Source organism: Pseudomonas oryzae (genome assembly GCF_900104805.1).
In the GTDB taxonomy this organism is placed as follows: Bacteria; Pseudomonadota; Gammaproteobacteria; order Pseudomonadales; family Pseudomonadaceae; genus Geopseudomonas; species Geopseudomonas oryzae.
The window spans coordinates 3,756,905-3,774,733 of sequence record NZ_LT629751.1 but is presented as its reverse complement, the minus strand read 5'-3'; the positions used below and the strand labels follow the sequence as shown (position 1 = coordinate 3,774,733).

Below are 17,829 nucleotides of genomic sequence, written 5' to 3'. Positions count from 1 at the left end.
GCACATGGCTGTGAAGAAACGAGGCCTGGGCCGCGGCCTGGACGCGCTGCTCGGCGGCACCAGCGTCAGCGCCCTGCAGGAGCAGGCGACCCGGGTGCCGCGTGAGGAGCTGCAACAGTTGCCGGTGGAACTGCTGCAGCGCGGCAAGTACCAGCCGCGCCGCGACATGGATCCGCAGGCGCTGGATGAGCTGGCGCAGTCGATCCGCCGCCAGGGCCTGATGCAGCCGGTGGTGGTGCGTCCGCTCGACGAGGAGCGCTACGAGATCATCGCCGGCGAACGGCGCTGGCGCGCCTGCCAGCTGGCCGGCCTGGAGCGCATCCCGGCGCTGGTGCGCGAGGTCAGCGACGAGGCGGCGATCGCCATGGCGCTGATCGAGAACATCCAGCGCGAGGACCTCAATCCGATCGAGGAGGCCGCGGCGCTGCAGCGGCTGCAGCAGGACTTCCAGCTCACCCAGCAGCAGGTCGCCGATGCGGTCGGCAAGTCGCGCGTCACCATCGCCAACCTGCTGCGCCTGATGGCCCTGCCCGAGGAGGTGAAGACCCTGCTCGCCCACGGCGATCTGGAGATGGGCCATGCCCGTGCGCTGCTCGGTCTGCCGGCGGCGCGCCAGGCGGAAGGGGCGCGGCACGTTGTCGCACGCGGCCTGACCGTTCGTCAGACCGAGGCGCTGGTGCGCCAGTGGCTCAGCGACAAGCCCGAGACCGCGCCGGCCAAGGCCGACCCGGACATCGCCCGCCTCGAACAGCGCCTCGCCGAGCGGCTTGGCGCCCAGGTGGAGATCCGTCACGGCGACAAGGGCAAGGGCCAGCTGGTGATCCGCTACGGCTCGCTGGACGAGCTGCAGGGTGTGCTGGCGCATATCCGCTGATGCACCGACCTTGTAGCGAATGAGCAATTTCGACTACCCGGCAGTTGAATGGGGGGGCTTAGCCACCTATACTCCCGCCGCAATTTTGGCCGGTTCCAGGCCGGCGCGTCCGGTTACCGAGCAACGGACAGGTGGGGCAGCGTGGTGAAGATCCGCAACAAGACCCCCCTGCATCGCCTGCCGGTGTTTCCGCTGCTCCTCGTCGAGCTGGGGATGGCCGTGCTGGCCGGTGTCGCGGGCTGGGGGTGGAAGGATCCGGTAGCCGGATATTCCGCACTGCTCGGCGGCCTGATCGCCTGGGTGCCGAACGTGTACTTCGCGATGAAGGCGTTCCGCTACTTTGGTGCCCGTTCGGTCAAGGCCATCGTCCAGTCCTTCTGGTCGGGCGAGATGGGCAAACTGTTTCTGACGGCAGCGTTGTTTGCGCTGGTGTTCGCAGGGGTTGAGCGGTTGAACGTGGCGGCGCTGTTTGCCGGTTACGCACTGGTGCTGGGCACCGCCGCCTGCTCGCTCCTGCTGGTGAAAGGCTTTCCGAAGCATTGAGCATTGAGGCGACTATGGCTAACACACCGGCTGAGTATATTCAGCACCACCTGCAGAACCTGGTCTTCGGATCCCATCCGGAGAAGGGCTGGGTCTTTGCCCAGAACCACGAAGAAGTCAAGGAAATGGGCTTCTGGGCCATCCACGTCGATACCCTCGGCTGGTCGGTTCTGATGGGCCTGGTGTTCCTGTTCCTGTTCCGCAGCGTGGCCAAGAAGGCCAACGCCGGCGTGCCCACCGGGCTGCAGAACCTGGTGGAAATGTGCTTCGAGTTCGTCGAGGGCGTGGTCAAGGACACCTTCCACGGCCGCAACCCGGTGATCGCCCCGCTGGCGCTGACCATCTTCGTCTGGGTGTTCCTGATGAACAGCCTGAAGTGGATCCCGGTCGACTACATCCCGGGTCTGGCCAGCCTGCTCGGCGTGCCCTACTTCAAGATCGTGCCGACCGCCGATCCGAACGGCACCTTCGGTCTGTCCCTCGGCGTGTTCATCCTGATCCTGTTCTACAGCGTCAAGGTCAAGGGTTTCGGTGGCTTCACCAAGGAGCTGGCGTTCACCCCGTTCAACCACTGGTCGCTGGTTCCGTTCAACCTGTTCCTCGAGATCCTCGGCCTGCTGACCAAGCCGCTGAGTCTCGCCCTGCGTCTGTTCGGCAACATGTACGCCGGTGAGGTGGTGTTCATCCTCATCGCCCTGCTGCCGTTCTGGGCACAGTGGGCCCTGAATGTGCCGTGGGCGATCTTCCACATCCTGGTGATCCCGCTGCAGGCCTTCATCTTCATGGTGCTGACGGTGGTCTACCTGAGCGCCGCCCACGAAGACCACCACTGAACAGTGGACCAACCCTAGCTTTAACCAAGAAACCTTAACCTTTAGAAAACCTCAGGAGCTGTTATGGAACTCGTCTACATCGCCGCCGCCATCATGATCGGTCTGGGTGCTCTGGGCACCGGCATCGGCTTCGCCCTGCTGGGCGGCAAGCTGCTGGAATCCACCGCCCGTCAGCCGGAGCTGGGCGCCCAGCTGCAAACCAAGACCTTCCTGATGGCTGGTCTGCTCGACGCCGTGCCGATGATCGGCGTTGGTATCGCGATGTACCTCATCTTCGTTGTTGCCGGCTAAGTTCAGGCATCCGCGGATTCCAGGCTGGGCTGCGCCGTGCGCGGTCCGGCCTGCCGAGGCTCTGACTACCCGGACCCACGAGATAGCACGAGGTAAATCGCTGTGAACATTAACTTGACGCTGTTCGGTCAAACGATTGCCTTCGCTATTTTCGTCTGGTTCACCATGAAGTTTGTATGGCCGCCGATCACCGCCGCCATGCAAGCCCGCCAGAAGAAAATTGCCGAAGGTCTGGATGCCGCCGGCCGTGCTCAGCGCGACCTGCAGATGGCCCAGGAAAAAGCTGCCCAGACGCTCCGTGAAACCAAGGAGCAGGCTGCCGAGATTCTCGACAAGGCGAACAAGACCGCCAACGCGATCGTCGAAGAAGCCAAGCAGCAGGCCCGTGGCGAAGGCGAGCGCCTGCTTGCCAGCGCCAAGGCTGAAATCGAGGTTGAAGTGAATCGCGCCAAGGATCAACTGCGCGCCCAGGTAGCGGCTCTCGCCGTCGCTGGTGCCGAGAAGATCCTGGAGTCCTCCGTGGACGCCAAGGCACACAACGATCTGGTCGCAAAACTGGCCTCCCAACTCTAAGCGAGGCGAGCGATGGCAACTATCAATACGCTTGCTCGGCCTTATGCGAAAGCCGCCTTCGAGTTCGCTTCCGCAGCCAAACAGAACGATGCCTGGTCGAACATGCTGGCGCTGAGCGCCGCCTTCGTGGAGTCCCCCGAAGTCATCGCCCAGCTGCGCAATCCGGCCCTGACCCGCGACCGCAAGGCCGAGGTTCTGGTTCAGCTGTGCGCTGAAGGCATCGACGAGTCGTTCCGCAATTTCGTGGTGGCGCTGGGCGAGAACGATCGCCTGGAACTGCTGCCGACCGTGCGTGACCAGTTCGAGATGCTCAAGGCGGAAGCCGAGCGTTCGCTCGACGTCGAGGTCGAAACCGCGCACGAACTGAGCGCTGAACAACTCCAGACTCTGGCTGCCGCCTTGTCGAAGCGGCTAGATCGCACCGTCCAGCCTACCCCGATCGTCAATCCCGCCCTCATCGGCGGTTTGATCATTCGTGCGGGTGACCTGGTAATCGACGGTTCGGTCCGCGGCAAACTGAACCAGTTGGCCGAAGCGTTGAAATCCTGATTTGAGGGGCATGGCATGCAGCAACTGAATCCTTCCGAAATTAGCGAAATCATCAAGCAGCGCATCGCTAAGCTTGATGTCTCCGCTCAGGCCCGTAACGAAGGCACCGTCGTCAGCGTTTCCGACGGCATCGTGCGCATCTTCGGCCTGGCCGATGTAATGTACGGCGAAATGATCGAGTTCCCGGGTGGCGTCTACGGTATGGCGCTGAACCTGGAGCAGGACTCCGTCGGCGCCGTGATCCTGGGCAGCTACCAGGGTCTGAAAGAGGGCATGAGCGCCAAGTGCACCGGCCGCATCCTCGAAGTTCCGGTCGGTCCGGAACTGCTGGGTCGCGTGGTCGACGCCCTCGGCAACCCGATCGATGGCAAGGGCCCGGTCAACGCCAAGGCCACCGACGCGGTCGAGAAGGTCGCTCCGGGCGTGATCTGGCGTAAGTCGGTCGACCAGCCGGTGCAGACTGGCTACAAGTCGGTCGACGCCATGATCCCGGTCGGCCGTGGCCAGCGCGAGCTGATCATCGGCGACCGCCAGATCGGCAAGACCGCGATGGCCATCGACGCCATCATCAACCAGAAGAACAGCGGCATCCGCTGCGTCTACGTGGCCATCGGTCAGAAGCAGTCGACCATCGCCAACGTGGTGCGCAAGCTGGAAGAGCACGGCGCGCTGGCCAACACCATCGTGGTGGCCGCTTCCGCTTCCGAATCCGCTGCCCTGCAGTACCTGGCGCCGTACTCCGGCTGCACCATGGGCGAATACTTCCGCGATCGCGGTGAAGACGCCCTGATCGTGTACGACGACCTGTCCAAGCAGGCTGTCGCCTACCGCCAGATCTCTCTGCTGCTGCGCCGTCCGCCGGGCCGCGAAGCCTACCCGGGCGACGTGTTCTATCTCCACAGCCGTCTGCTGGAGCGCGCTTCCCGCGTTTCCGAGGAGTACGTGGAGCAGTTCACCAAGGGCGAAGTGAAGGGCAAGACCGGTTCGCTGACCGCACTGCCGATCATCGAAACCCAGGCCGGCGACGTATCTGCGTTCGTTCCGACCAACGTGATCTCGATCACCGACGGTCAGATCTTCCTGGAATCCGCCATGTTCAACTCGGGTATCCGTCCGGCCGTCAACGCCGGTATCTCGGTATCCCGCGTCGGTGGCGCGGCCCAGACCAAGATCATCAAGAAGCTGTCCGGTGGCATCCGTACCGCTCTGGCCCAGTACCGTGAACTGGCGGCCTTCGCCCAGTTCGCTTCGGACCTCGACGAGGCTACCCGCAAGCAGCTCGAGCACGGTCAGCGCGTCACCGAGCTGATGAAGCAGAAGCAGTACGCGCCGATGTCCATCGCCGACATGTCGGTGTCCCTGTACGCTGCCGAGCGTGGCTTCCTGACCGACGTCGACGTGAAGAAAGTCGGCGCCTTCGAGCAGGCCCTGATCGCCTTCTTCAACCGCGACTACGCCGACCTGATGGCGAAGATCAACGTGAAGGGCGACTTCAACGACGAAATCGACGCAGGCCTCAAGGCCGGTATCGAGAAGTTCAAGGCCACTCAGAGCTGGTAAGCCGCAGCGGGGGCCGCGAGGCCCCCGCCTGCTAACCCGAAAGGTGTCAAATGGCAGGCGCAAAAGAGATTCGCAGCAAGATTGCGAGCATCAAAAGCACGCAGAAGATCACCAGCGCCATGGAAAAAGTGGCGGTCAGCAAGATGCGCAAGGCTCAGCTGCGCATGGCTGCCAGCCGTCCCTACGCGGAGCATATCCGCGCGGTGATCGGTCACCTGGCCAAGGCGAACCCGGAATACCGCCACCCGTACATGGTGGAGCGTCCGGTCAAGCGCGTCGGCTACATCCTGGTGTCCAGTGATCGTGGTCTCTGCGGTGGCCTGAACATCAACCTGTTCAAGGCCCTGATCAAAAACATGAAGGACTGGCGTGATGCTGGCGTCGAGGCGGATTTCTGCGTCATCGGCAGCAAGGGTGCCAGTTTCTTCCGCAGCTACGGCGGCAACGTCATCGCTGCGATCAGCCATCTGGGCGAAGCGCCGTCGGTCAACGACCTGATCGGCAGCGTCAAGGTCATGCTGGATCGGTTCAACGAAGGCAATCTGGACCGCCTGTACCTGGTGTCCAACAAGTTCGTGAACACCATGACCCAGAAGCCCACGGTTGAGCAATTGCTCCCCCTGGCTCCCACTTCCGAGGCCGACGACGGCGCGAAGAAGGGGCTGTGGGATTACCTGTACGAGCCCGACGCCCAGCAACTGCTGGATGCCCTGCTGGTTCGCTATGTCGAATCCCAGGTGTACCAGGCTGTGGTCGAGAACAACGCCTGCGAGCAGGCGGCTCGAATGATCGCCATGAAGAACGCCACCGACAACGCCGGTCAGCTGATCAAGGATCTGCAGCTGATCTACAACAAGGCACGTCAGGCTGCGATCACGCAAGAGATCTCGGAAATCGTCGGCGGCGCTGCCGCGGTTTAAACAGGTTCAAATATTCAGAGGAACCAGATATGAGTAGCGGACGTATCGTTCAAATCATCGGCGCCGTTATCGACGTGGAATTCCCGCGCGATCAGGTGCCGAACGTCTATGACGCGCTGAAGGTAGAAGGCGCGGCCACCACCCTGGAAGTCCAGCAGCAGCTGGGCGACGGCGTGGTTCGTTCCATTGCGATGGGTTCCACCGAAGGCCTCAAGCGTGGCCTGAGCGTGAGCAACACCGGCGCCGGCATCGCCGTGCCGGTCGGCAAGGCCACCCTGGGCCGCATCATGGACGTGCTGGGCAACCCGATCGACGAAGCGGGCCCCATCGGTGAGGAAGAGCGCTGGACCATCCACCGCGCTGCCCCGTCCTATGCCGAGCAGGCTGGCGGCAACGAGCTGCTGGAAACCGGCATCAAGGTGATCGACCTGGTCTGCCCGTTCGCCAAGGGCGGCAAGGTCGGCCTGTTCGGCGGCGCCGGCGTGGGCAAGACCGTGAACATGATGGAGCTGATCCGCAACATCGCCATGGAGCACAGCGGTTACTCCGTGTTCGCCGGCGTGGGTGAGCGTACTCGTGAAGGTAACGACTTCTATCACGAGATGAAGGACTCCAACGTTCTGGACAAGGTCGCCCTGGTCTACGGCCAGATGAACGAGCCGCCGGGCAACCGTCTGCGCGTCGCCCTGACCGGCCTGACCATGGCCGAGAAGTTCCGTGACGAAGGCCGCGACGTTCTGCTGTTCGTCGACAACATCTACCGCTACACCCTGGCCGGTACCGAAGTGTCCGCGCTGCTGGGCCGTATGCCGTCCGCGGTGGGTTACCAGCCGACCCTGGCCGAGGAAATGGGCGTTCTGCAGGAGCGCATCACCTCCACCAAGAACGGCTCGATCACCTCGGTGCAGGCCGTCTACGTTCCCGCGGACGACCTGACCGACCCGAGCCCGGCGACCACCTTCGCCCACCTCGACGCCACCGTGGTACTGTCCCGTGACATCGCCTCCCTGGGTATCTACCCGGCCGTCGATCCGCTGGACTCCACCTCCCGCCAGCTGGATCCGCTGGTGATCGGCCAGGAGCACTACGACACCGCCCGCGGCGTGCAGTACGTGCTGCAGCGCTACAAGGAGCTGAAGGACATCATCGCGATCCTCGGCATGGACGAACTGTCCGAAGCCGACAAGCAGCTGGTGTCCCGCGCCCGTAAGATCCAGCGCTTCCTGTCCCAGCCGTTCTTCGTGGCCGAAGTGTTCACCGGTTCGCCGGGCAAGTACGTGCCGCTGAAGGAAACCATCCGCGGCTTCTCCGGCATCCTCAATGGCGACTACGACCACCTGCCGGAGCAGGCGTTCTACATGGTCGGCAGCATCGACGAAGCCATCGAGAAGGCCAAGAAACTGTAACTGGCGTGCCCGTTCGCGGGCACAATCAGGGCGGTGCGGGGGGTCCGCTCCCCGCCTGACCTGTCAACCGAGGCATGAATATGGCTATGACAGTCCACTGCGACATCGTCAGCGCAGAAGAACAGCTGTTCTCGGGCCTGGTGGAAATGGTCGTTGCTCACGGTAACCAGGGCGATCTGGGTATCCTGATGGGCCACGCGCCGCTGCTGACCGATCTCAAGCCGGGTCCGGTGCGAGTGATCAAGCAGGGTGGCGAGCAGGAAGTCTTCTACATCTCTGGCGGCTTCCTGGAAGTGCAGCCGAACATGGTGAAGGTCCTGGCCGATACCGCGATCCGCGCAGCCGACCTCGACGAGGCCGCCGCCATCGAAGCCCAGAAGGCTGCCGAGAAGGCCCTCAGCGAGAAGGGCGCCGAGTTCGACTACTCGACCGCCTCCGCCCGTCTGGCCGAAGCTGCCGCGCAGCTGCGGACCATTCAGGAACTGCGCAAGAAGTACGGTGGTCCGATGCACTGAGCCGCCTCGCGGTCCGGTCATCAGGTTCACGACAAAGGGGGGTAGCCTTGGCTATCCCCTTTTTTTATTTTCGGCGGCACTGCGGCATGCCTGCGCGACCGTCCACCTGTTTCTGTCCATTCCGCTCCAGCCCGGGTCTGGGGCCGCATAGGGAAGTACACCCATGAGTCTGGAAATCGTCATTCTCGCCGCCGGTCAGGGCACCCGCATGCGCTCGGCGCTGCCCAAGGTGCTGCACCCGGTGGCTGGCAAACCGATGCTCGGCCACGTCATCGACACCGCGCGGGCGCTGCAGCCGCAGCGCATCCACGTGGTGATCGGTCATGGCGCCGAAGCGGTGCGCGAGCGCCTGGCAGCCGACGATCTGAACTTCGTGCTGCAGGAGCAACAGCTGGGTACCGGCCACGCGGTGGCCCAGGCGCTGCCGTTCATCCAGGCCGAACAGGTGCTGGTGCTGTACGGCGACGTGCCGCTGATCGAGGCGCCGACCCTGCAACGCCTGCTGGCTCACGCCGGCCCGGCGCAGCTGGCGCTGCTCACCGTGCTGCTCGAGGACCCGACCGGTTACGGGCGGATCATCCGCGACGCCGACGGCCGGGTCACCGCCATCGTCGAGCAGAAGGACGCGACGGCCGCGCAGCGCGCCATCCGCGAGGGCAACACCGGCATCCTCGCCATGCCGGCGGCGCGCATGGCCGACTGGATGGGCCGGCTGTCCAGCGACAACGCCCAGGGCGAGTACTACCTGACCGACGTGATCGCCATGGCGGTGGCCGACGGCCTGACGGTGGCCACCGCGCAGCCGGAGGACGCCATGGAGGTGCAGGGTGCCAACGACCGCCTGCAGCTCTCCCAGCTCGAGCGCCACTACCAGCAGCGTGCCGCGCGGCGGCTGATGGCCCAGGGCGTGACCCTGCTCGACCCGGCGCGCTTCGATGTGCGCGGCGAGGTGACGGTCGGCCGCGATGTACTGATCGACGTCAACGTGATCCTCGAGGGCCGGGTGGTCATCGAGGACGGGGTCGAGATCGGCGCCAACTGCGTGATCCGCAACAGCACACTGCGCCGCGGCGCGGTGGTCAAGGCCAACAGCCACCTGGACGGCGCCGAGCTGGGCGAGGGCGCCGACTGCGGGCCGTTCGCCCGTCTACGTCCGGGCAGCGTGCTGGGCGCCGGCGCCCACGTCGGCAACTTCGTCGAGCTGAAGAACGCCGTGCTGGGCGCGGGCGCCAAGGCCGGCCACCTGGCCTATCTGGGCGACGCCGAGATCGGTGCGGCGAGCAACATCGGCGCCGGCACCATCACCTGCAACTACGACGGCGCCAACAAGCACCGCACGGTGATCGGCGAGGATGCCTTCATCGGCACCAACAATTCGCTGGTGGCGCCGCTGACCATCGGCGCCGGCGCCACCACCGCTGCCGGCTCGGTGATCACCAGCGAGGTACCGGCGGCGGCGCTGGCCGTCGGTCGCGCGCGCCAGCGCAACATCGACGGCTGGCAGCGACCGGTGAAGAAGCCCAAGGCCTGAACCCCGCCGGCGGAATGTGGATGACGTTCTGCCCACGCGCTGTGGACAACTGCATGCTGCGGTTTTCCACAGGGCGTTGCCGTCCGGGGATGGGGCGCGCTGTGGATAATGCTTGGTGTGCGTTGTCCACAGCCGGTTTTGCCCACCGGCGTCCTGCCTGTGGATGGTTTCGTCCGCCGACACTTGACTGCCGTGGCCTGCTGGGTTTTGATTCGCTCCCTGAAACTTTCGAATCGAAACTTCTGCATGTCCAAGCGCAATACGCCGCAGCGGCGCCACGCCATCCTCGCCCTGCTCGCCGAGCAGGGTGAAGTGCACGTCGAGGCCTTGGCCCGCAGTTTCGAAACCTCGGAAGTGACCATCCGCAAGGATCTCGCCGCGCTGGAGAGCAACGGTCTGCTGCTGCGCCGCTACGGCGGCGCGGTGCCGGTGCCCCATGAGCTGGTCGCCGAGCCGGCGCAGGCGGTGTCGCCGTACAAGCAGGCGATCGCCCGTGCCGCCGCCGCCTGCATCCGCGAGCATGCGCGGATCATCATCGACAGCGGCAGTACTACCGCCGCGCTGATCCCCGAACTGGGCCGCACCGCCGGCCTGGTGGTGATGACCAACTCGCTGGAGGTGGCCAACGCCCTGCGCGAGCTGGAGAATGAGCCGGTGCTGCTGATGACCGGTGGCACCTGGGACCCGCACTCCGAATCGTTCCAGGGCCAGGTCGCCGAGCAGGTGCTGCGCTCCTACGACTTCGACCAGCTGTTCATCGGTGCCGACGGCATCGACCAGGCGCGTGGCACCACCACCTTCAACGAGCTGCTCGGCCTGTCGCGGGTGATGGCCGAGGTGGCGCGCGAGGTGATCGTCATGGCCGAGGCCGACAAGGTCGGCCGGCGCATGCCCAATCTGGAGCTGCCGTGGAGCAGCATCCACACCCTGATTACCGACGAGCGCCTCGACAGCGGGGCGCGCGAACAGATCCTGGCGCGCGGCATCAAACTGGTGTGTGCCGCCGTCGAGCCCAGCTAAGGAGATTTGCCCATGTGCGGAATCGTAGGAGCCGTTGCCGAGCGCAATGTCGCCGCCATCCTCATCGAAGGCCTCAAGCGCCTGGAATACCGCGGCTACGACAGTGCCGGGGTGGCGCTCTACACCAATGATGGCCAGCTGCGCCGCAGCCGGCGCATCGGCAAGGTTGCCGCGCTGGAGCAGGCGCTGGCCGAGGAGCCGCTGCTCGGCCGCCTGGGCATCGCGCATACCCGCTGGGCCACCCACGGCGTGCCCAGCGAGGCCAACGCCCACCCGCACTTCTCCGGCGAGGAGCTGGCAGTGGTGCACAACGGCATCATCGAGAACCACGAACAGCTGCGCGAGCGCCTGCAGGGCCTCGGCTACGTGTTCAGCTCGCAGACCGACACCGAGACCATCGTCCATCTGCTGCACCATACCCTGAAGACCCTGCCGGACCTTGGCGATGCGCTCAAGGCCGCGGTCAAGGAGCTGCACGGCGCCTACGGTCTGGCGGTGATCTCGGCCGCGCAGCCGGACCGCATCCTCGCCGCGCGCAGTGGCAGCCCGCTGGTGATCGGTCTGGGCCTGGGCGAGAACTTCCTCGCCTCCGACCCGCTGGCGCTGCGCCAGGTCACCGATCGCTTCGTCTACCTGGAGGAGGGCGACATCGCCGAGATCCGCCAGGATCGCGTGCAGATCTGGGACGCCGCGGGCGGCGCGGTACAGCGCGAGACCGTGCAGTTCCACGAAGGTGCCGAGGCGGCGGAGAAGGGCGAGTACCGTCACTACATGCTCAAGGAAATCCACGAGCAGCCCAAGGTGGTGCAACGCACCCTGGAAGGCCGCCTGGGCAGCGATCATGTCATGGTGCAGGCCTTCGGTCCGCAGGCCGCCGAGCTGTTCGCCAAGGTGCGCAACGTGCAGATCGTCGCCTGCGGCACCAGCTACCACGCCGGCATGGTCGCCCGTTACTGGCTGGAGGAGCTGACCGGACTGCCCTGCCAGGTCGAGGTGGCCAGCGAGTTCCGCTACCGCAAGGTCGCGGTGCAACCCGACTCGCTGTTCGTCACCATCTCCCAGTCCGGCGAGACCGCCGACACCCTGGCCGCGCTGCGCAACGCCAAGCAGCTCGGCTATCTGGCCAGCCTGGCGATCTGCAACGTCGGCACCAGCTCGCTGGTGCGCGAATCCGACCTGGTGCTGCTGACCAATGCCGGCCCGGAGATCGGAGTGGCTTCGACCAAGGCGTTCACCACCCAGCTGGTCGGCCTGCTGCTGCTGACCCTGGCGCTCGGTCAGGTCAGGGGCAGCCTGACCGCCGGCGTCGAGGCCGAGCTGGTTTCCGCGCTGCGCGGCCTGCCGGGCAACCTGCAGGACGCCCTGGCCATGGACCGCACCGTGGAGCAGGTGTCGGCGCTGTTCGCCGAGAAGCACCACACCCTGTTCCTCGGCCGCGGCGCCCAGTATCCGGTGGCCATGGAGGGCGCGCTCAAGCTCAAGGAGATCTCCTACATCCACGCCGAGGCCTATCCGGCCGGCGAGCTCAAGCACGGCCCGCTGGCGCTGGTCGACAGCGACATGCCGGTGGTCACCGTGGCGCCGAACAACGAGCTGCTGGAGAAGCTCAAGTCCAACCTGCAGGAAGTGCGCGCCCGCGGTGGCGAACTGATCGTCTTCGCCGACCGCCAGGCGGGGATGGGCAACGGCGAGGGCACCCACGTGGTGGCCATGCCGCACATCCACGACCTGCTGGCGCCGATCCTCTACACCATCCCGCTGCAGCTGCTGTCCTACCACGTCGCCGTGCTCAAGGGCACCGACGTCGACCAGCCGCGCAACCTGGCCAAGAGCGTGACCGTCGAGTAAATCCTCGCAGCTGCATGCGTTACCCCGATGCCCGGCCTTGCCGGGCATCGGCGTTCATGGCCCGCGCGTCGCAATGTGTTCCACGTGGAACATTTGTCCCGGGCGGTTCCGCCAACCCGCCGAGACTGGTCTACCCTTGGAAAGGCTTCCATCGAACGGGGGATAGGACATGCTGGCGCTGCTTCCGTCGGCCCTGCGCAGTCTGCAACTGCCGTTGCGGGTGCGACTGTGGGACGGTTTTCAACTGGATCTCGGCCCCGAGCCCGAGGTGACCCTGGTGGTGCGCGATCCCAAGCTGCTGCTCGGTCTCGGCCAGCCCAGCCTCGACCTGCTGGGCAGCGCCTACGTCGAGGGCGCGATGGACATCCAGGGCCCCATCCGGGCGGTGATCCGGCTGGCCGACGAGCTGAGTACCGCGCTGCTGGGCGCCGACAGTGCCTGCGCGCCTAGCCGCCCGGCCCACGACAAGGCCACCGACGCCGAGGACATCCACTACCACTACGACCTGTCCAACGACTTCTACCGGCTGTGGCTGGACCGTGACATGGTCTATTCCTGCGCCTACTACGCAACAGGCAGCGAGGACCTCGACACCGCCCAGCAGGCCAAGCTGCGCCATCTGTGCCGCAAGCTGCGTCTCGAGCCCGGCGAGCGCCTGCTCGACGTCGGCTGCGGCTGGGGCGGGCTGGCACGCTTCGCCGCGCGCGAGTTCGGCGTCGAGGTCTACGGCATCACCCTCAGCCGCGAGCAGCTCAGGCTGGCGCGCGAGCGGGTGGCCGCCGAGGGCCTGCAGGACCGCGTGCGGCTGGACTACCTCGACTACCGCGATCTGCCGGCCGACGGCCGTTTCGACAAGGTGGTGAGCGTCGGCATGTTCGAGCATGTCGGCCATGCCAACCTGCCGCTGTACTTCGCCACCCTGTCCCGGGCGGTGAAGCCCGGTGGTCTGGTGCTGAACCACGGCATCACCGCCAAGCACACCGACGGCCGCCCGGTCGGACGGGGAGGCGGCGAGTTCATCGACCGCTACGTGTTCCCCCATGGCGAACTGCCGCACCTGGCCACCGCGGTGGCGGGGATGAGCGAGGCCGGGCTGGAGGTGGTCGACGTGGAGAGCCTGCGCCTGCACTACGCGCGTACCCTGCACTTCTGGAGCGAGCGCCTCGAGCAGCGTCTCGACGAGGCGCGCCAGCTGGTGCCCGAGCGGGCACTGCGCATCTGGCGCCTGTACCTCGCCGGCTGCGCCTACGGCTTCGAGCGCGAATGGATCAACCTGCACCAGATCCTCGCCGTGCGCCCGCGTGCCGATGGCTCCCACGATCTGCCCTGGAGTCGCGCCGACCTGTACCGGCCCTGATGCGCGGGGGCATGTGCCCCCGCCCTGCAGCGGTCAACGCATGACTAACAGGCGTCAAAAAAACGGCTCATTCTCGCCGGTGGCGGGCTGCTTTCGCACCTTCAGACCTTGGTTGACCAATCGTTGACGCGCGCGGTGCGGACAGGCACATTCGCCGCTCGCAAAAGTGCTCGGGGTCCTGCCAGGTTGGTGCCGGATCGCTCCGCAGCGATAACGACAAACGAAACCGGCAAGAAAAGGGGCACCAGGCGTGCGATTGGGTTTGCAGTGGGTTCATCCGCAACACCGGGATTCACTCCGCCTGCCCCTGGCGGTCGTGCTGGGCCTGCTGGCCGGTTTGCTGCTGATCGGCCGGATCGCCACGGCGGTGCCGCCGGTGGGGGAGTACCTGGCCTGGCACATGCTGCTGGAAACCACTGCCATCGCGGTGGCGATCCTGGTGTTCGCCGTTGGCTGGAACACCCACAGCCTGCATCCGCAGCGCAACGTGCTGTTCCTCTCCTGCGCCTTCCTCGGCGTGGCCCTGCTGGACTTCTCCCACATGCTGTCGTACCGCGGCATGCCCGACTACGTCACGCCCAGCGGGGTGGAGAAGGCCATCCACTTCTGGCTGGTGGCCCGCTACGTGGCCGCCGCCGCTCTGCTGGTGGCGGTCTGGCTGCCCTGGCCGCCGGTGGCCGGCGAGCCGGTGCCGCGCCCGCGCGCCAGCCGTTTCGTGCCGCTGTCCTGTGTCCTCCTGCTGGTGGCGCTGGCGCACTGGGTATTCCTCTATCATCCGCACTGGCTGCCGGCCACCTTCGTCCCCGGCCAGGGCCTCACCGCCTTCAAGCTCGGCGCCGAGTACGGTGTGATCGGCGTGCACCTGCTGACCCTCGCGGTGCTGCTGCGTCGTCTGCGCCAGCCCAGCGGTTGCAACGTCGCGCTGCTGCTCGGCGCGGTGGCGGCGATGATCTTCAGCGAGGTGTTCTTCACCCTCTACGCCTCGGCCACCGACCTGTTCAATCTGCTCGGTCACCTGTACAAGGTACTGGCCTACCTGCTGCTCTACCGGGCGGTGTTCGTCGAGATGATCACCGCCCCCTATCGTGCCCTCAGCACCACCCGCCGCCATTCCCAGGCGATCCTCGACGCGATTCCCGACCTGCTGTTCGAGCTCGACGGCGACGGCCGCTACCTGCAGGTGCATGCACCGAGTCCCGAGCTGCTGGTCGCCAGCCGCAACCAGTTGCTCGGCCGTACCCTGCACGAGGCGCTGCCGGCCGAGGCGGCGCAGGTGTGCCTGGCGGCACTGCATGATGCCCGCCTGCAGGGCCATTGCGCCGGCCGTCAGGTGTGCATCCCGCTGGCCGACGGTCCGCGCTGGTTCGAGCTGTCGGTGTCGGCCATGCCGGCCGAGGCCGGTGTCGCGCCGCGATTCGTCATGCTGTCGCGCGACATCACCGCGCGCACCCAGGATCAGGCCATGCTGCGCCGGCTGAGTCAGGCGGTGGAGCAGAGCCCGAGCACCATCCTGATCACCGACCTCGAGTCGCGCATCGTCTACGCCAACCAGGCGTTCACCCGCAGCACCGGCTACAGCCTGGAGGAGGCCCTCGGCCGCAATCCGCGCCTGCTGGGCTCGGGCAAGACCCCGCCGGCGGTGTACGCCGACATGTGGCAGCACCTGCTCGGCGGCCACTCCTGGCGCGGCGAGTTCGTCAACCGGCGCAAGGACGGCAGCGAGTACATCGAGGCGGTGCTGATCTCGCCGGTGCTGGACGCCGCCGGCCAGCCGGTGCAGTACCTGGCGATCAAGGAGGACATCACCCAGCGCAAGCTGGACGAGCAGCGTATCGAGCGTCTGGCGCACTTCGATGCGCTGACCGATCTGCCCAACCGCAAGCTGTTCGCCGCACGCTTCGAGCAGGCGCTGGGCCTCGCCGAGCGCAGCGGCCAGCCGCTGGCGGTGCTGTATCTGGGCCTCGATCACTTCAAGCACATCAACGACTCGCTCGGCTATCGCAATGGCGATGCGCTGCTGGTCGAGATCGCCCAGCGCCTCAAGGGTGCGCTGCGCGACGGCGACACCCTGTCGCGCCAGGGCGGCGACGAGTTCGTGCTGGTGCTGCCCTACGCCGGCGCCAAGGAGGCGGCGCATGCCGCCGAGCGCCTGCGGGCGCTGATCGCCGCGCCCTGCCAGGTACGCGAGCACAGCCTGGTGGTCACCGCCTCGATCGGCATCGCCGTGTTCCCCGAGGATGGCCACGACTTCGACACCCTGGCCCAGCGCGCTGATATCGCCATGCATCGCGTCAAGCAGGAGGAGCGCAACGGCTACCGCTTCTTCACCGCCGAGATGCAGCGCCAGTCGGCGCGCATCCTGCAGCTGGAAAGCGCCCTGCGCCGGGCGCAGGCCAACGGCGAGCTGCACCTGTGCTTCCAGGCCCAGGTGGCGCTCGGCCAGCTGCGTCTGGTCGGTGCCGAGGCGCTGCTGCGCTGGACCCATCCGCAGCTGGGGCCGATCAGCCCGGCCGAATTCATCCCCATCGCCGAGGGCAGCGGCCAGATAGTCGCGCTCGGCGAGTGGGTGCTGCGCGGCGCGGTACGGCAGATGAAGGCCTGGCTGGAGCAGGGCTATCCGCCGGGGATGACGGTATCGGTCAACCTGTCGCTGGCGCAGTTCCGCCACCCCGGACTGGTCGAGCTGGTCGCTGAGGTGCTGGCGGAAAGCGGCCTGCCGGCACACTGCCTGGAGCTGGAGCTGACCGAGAGCGTGGCGATGCACGATCCGGCGGCGGCCATCGCCGTGGTGCGCCGCCTGCGCGCGCTGGGCGTGCTGCTGGCCATCGACGACTTCGGCACCGGCTACTCCTCGCTGAGCTACCTGAAGCAGTTCGAGGTGCACAAGCTGAAGATCGACCAGTCCTTCGTCCGCCATATCAACCAGGACGGCCACGACCAGACCATCGTGCGGGCGATCATCCGCATGACCAAGAGCCTGGGCATGCGCACCATCGCCGAGGGGGTGGAGGGCGTCGCTCAGCTCGCCGAGCTGGAGCGCCTGGGCTGCGACGAGGTGCAGGGCTACCTGTTCGGTCGCCCCATGGCGCCGTTCGACTTCGACGCCTTCGTCGCCGAACACCTGCAGGCGCGGCCGGCCGCTCCGCTCGAGCCGCCCGAGGCCGCCGCGGCCGGCTGATCGCCTCAGTCCACGACGTAGCCGTAGCGGGCGATCACGGTTCTGGCCTGCGGCGTCCGCAGGTAGTCGAGCAGCTCCCGCGCCGCCGGGTTGCTGGCGCCAGCCTTGAGCAGCACGGCGTCCTGGGTGAGCGGGGCGTGCAGCCGCGCCGGCACCTGCCAGGCCGAGCCAGCGGTGATCCTGCCGTCCTGGTAGACCTGCGACAGGGCGACGAAGCCCAGCTCGGCGTTGCCGCTGGCGACGAACTGATGGGCCTGGGCGATGCTTTCGCCCTGCACCAGCTTGCCCTTGAGCGCGTCTTGCAGGTCGAGGGCCTGCAGGGTTTGCAGCGCGGCGGCACCGTAGGGCGCGGTGTTCGGGTTGGCGATGGCCAGGTGGGCGAAGCGGCCCTGCCGGAGCACGGCGCCTTCGCCATCCACCAGGTCCGCCCGGGCCGACCACAGCACCAGTTGGCCGGTGGCGTAGGTGAACTGGCTGCCGGCGACGGCGTAGCCTTCGCCGGCCAGCCTGGCCGGCGTCTTGCTGTCGGCGCTGAGGAAGACCTCGAAGGGCGCCCCGTGGCTGATCTGCGCGTAGAACTTGCCGGTGGCGCCGAACGCCAGCTTGGCCTGGTGGCCGCTGCTCTGCGCGAAGTCCCTGGCCAGCGCCTCCATCGGCGCGGCGAAGTTGGCGGCCACCGCCACCTGTACCTCGCCGGCGTGGGCGAGGCCGAAGGGCGCCAGGGCGAGCAGCAGGGGGCCGAGCAGGCGTGGCAGGGGATTGGACATGACGGTCTCCATGGGGCGGTCGGGGGCGAGGGGCGGTGCGATTCTGTCGTGCTGGCCTCGGCTG

Annotated in this window: 16 protein-coding genes; 15 read left to right on the top strand and 1 reads right to left on the bottom strand. The window is 66.5% G+C overall.

The features are described from left to right. Positions 1-4 precede the first annotated feature (4 nt). From BLT78_RS17130 to BLT78_RS17060, 15 genes are all read left to right on the top strand, one after another. Positions 5-874 carry a ParB/RepB/Spo0J family partition protein gene (locus BLT78_RS17130; protein ID WP_090350847.1) on the top strand — a complete coding sequence of 290 codons (870 nt, stop codon included), beginning with the start codon at positions 5-7 and terminating at the stop codon, positions 872-874. Positions 875-1,018: 144 nt separating this feature from the next. After that, the gene (locus BLT78_RS17125) at positions 1,019-1,417 is read left to right on the top strand and encodes a F0F1 ATP synthase subunit I (protein WP_231975822.1); all 399 of its coding nucleotides are present in this window, start codon (positions 1,019-1,021) and stop codon (positions 1,415-1,417) included. 14 nt (positions 1,418-1,431) lie between these two features. Then, a complete protein-coding gene (atpB, locus tag BLT78_RS17120; protein ID WP_090350842.1) occupies positions 1,432-2,250 on the top strand; it encodes a F0F1 ATP synthase subunit A in 819 nt (272 codons plus the stop codon). 63 nt (positions 2,251-2,313) lie between these two features. Continuing rightward, entirely contained in the window at positions 2,314-2,541 is a 228-nt protein-coding gene (atpE, locus tag BLT78_RS17115) for a F0F1 ATP synthase subunit C (RefSeq protein WP_072325766.1), read from the top strand. Between the two features lie 102 nt (positions 2,542-2,643). Beyond that, positions 2,644-3,114: a F0F1 ATP synthase subunit B gene (locus BLT78_RS17110; protein WP_090350840.1), complete on the top strand. Its 471-nt coding sequence runs from the start codon at positions 2,644-2,646 to the stop codon at positions 3,112-3,114. 12 nt (positions 3,115-3,126) lie between these two features. Next, entirely contained in the window at positions 3,127-3,663 is a 537-nt protein-coding gene (locus tag BLT78_RS17105; RefSeq protein WP_090350838.1) for a F0F1 ATP synthase subunit delta, read from the top strand. Between the two features lie 15 nt (positions 3,664-3,678). Then, positions 3,679-5,223 carry a F0F1 ATP synthase subunit alpha gene (gene atpA, locus BLT78_RS17100; protein ID WP_090350835.1) on the top strand — a complete coding sequence of 515 codons (1,545 nt, stop codon included), beginning with the start codon at positions 3,679-3,681 and terminating at the stop codon, positions 5,221-5,223. 50 nt (positions 5,224-5,273) lie between these two features. Then, the gene (atpG, locus tag BLT78_RS17095) at positions 5,274-6,143 is read left to right on the top strand and encodes a F0F1 ATP synthase subunit gamma (RefSeq protein ID WP_090350834.1); all 870 of its coding nucleotides are present in this window, start codon (positions 5,274-5,276) and stop codon (positions 6,141-6,143) included. A 29-nt stretch (positions 6,144-6,172) separates the two neighbouring features. Beyond that, on the top strand, positions 6,173-7,549 hold the full coding sequence (atpD, locus tag BLT78_RS17090) for a F0F1 ATP synthase subunit beta (protein WP_090350832.1): 1,377 nt from the start codon (positions 6,173-6,175) through the stop codon (positions 7,547-7,549). An 80-nt stretch (positions 7,550-7,629) separates the two neighbouring features. Beyond that, positions 7,630-8,064, top strand: coding sequence for a F0F1 ATP synthase subunit epsilon (locus BLT78_RS17085; RefSeq protein ID WP_090350830.1), 435 nt, complete (start codon positions 7,630-7,632; stop codon positions 8,062-8,064). A gap of 163 nt (positions 8,065-8,227) precedes the next feature. After that, positions 8,228-9,595 (top strand): bifunctional UDP-N-acetylglucosamine diphosphorylase/glucosamine-1-phosphate N-acetyltransferase GlmU, encoded by a 1,368-nt coding sequence (gene glmU, locus BLT78_RS17080; RefSeq protein ID WP_090350828.1) that lies wholly within the window; start codon positions 8,228-8,230, stop codon positions 9,593-9,595. Positions 9,596-9,841: 246 nt separating this feature from the next. Next, entirely contained in the window at positions 9,842-10,615 is a 774-nt protein-coding gene (locus BLT78_RS17075; RefSeq protein ID WP_090350826.1) for a DeoR/GlpR family DNA-binding transcription regulator, read from the top strand. Positions 10,616-10,627: 12 nt separating this feature from the next. Next, entirely contained in the window at positions 10,628-12,463 is a 1,836-nt protein-coding gene (gene glmS / locus BLT78_RS17070) for a glutamine--fructose-6-phosphate transaminase (isomerizing) (RefSeq protein WP_090350824.1), read from the top strand. Positions 12,464-12,632: 169 nt separating this feature from the next. Then, positions 12,633-13,820, top strand: a complete 1,188-nt coding sequence (gene cfaB, locus BLT78_RS17065; protein WP_090350821.1) for a C17 cyclopropane fatty acid synthase CfaB — start codon at positions 12,633-12,635, stop codon at positions 13,818-13,820. A 316-nt stretch (positions 13,821-14,136) separates the two neighbouring features. After that, complete coding sequence (locus tag BLT78_RS17060) at positions 14,137-16,998, top strand: bifunctional diguanylate cyclase/phosphodiesterase (protein ID WP_197673121.1); 2,862 nt, start codon at positions 14,137-14,139, stop codon at positions 16,996-16,998. 5 nt (positions 16,999-17,003) lie between these two features. On the opposite strand, the gene modA is transcribed toward BLT78_RS17060, so the two are convergent. Beyond that, positions 17,004-17,765 (bottom strand): molybdate ABC transporter substrate-binding protein, encoded by a 762-nt coding sequence (modA, locus tag BLT78_RS17055; protein WP_090350819.1) that lies wholly within the window; start codon positions 17,763-17,765, stop codon positions 17,004-17,006. Positions 17,766-17,829 lie beyond the last annotated feature (64 nt).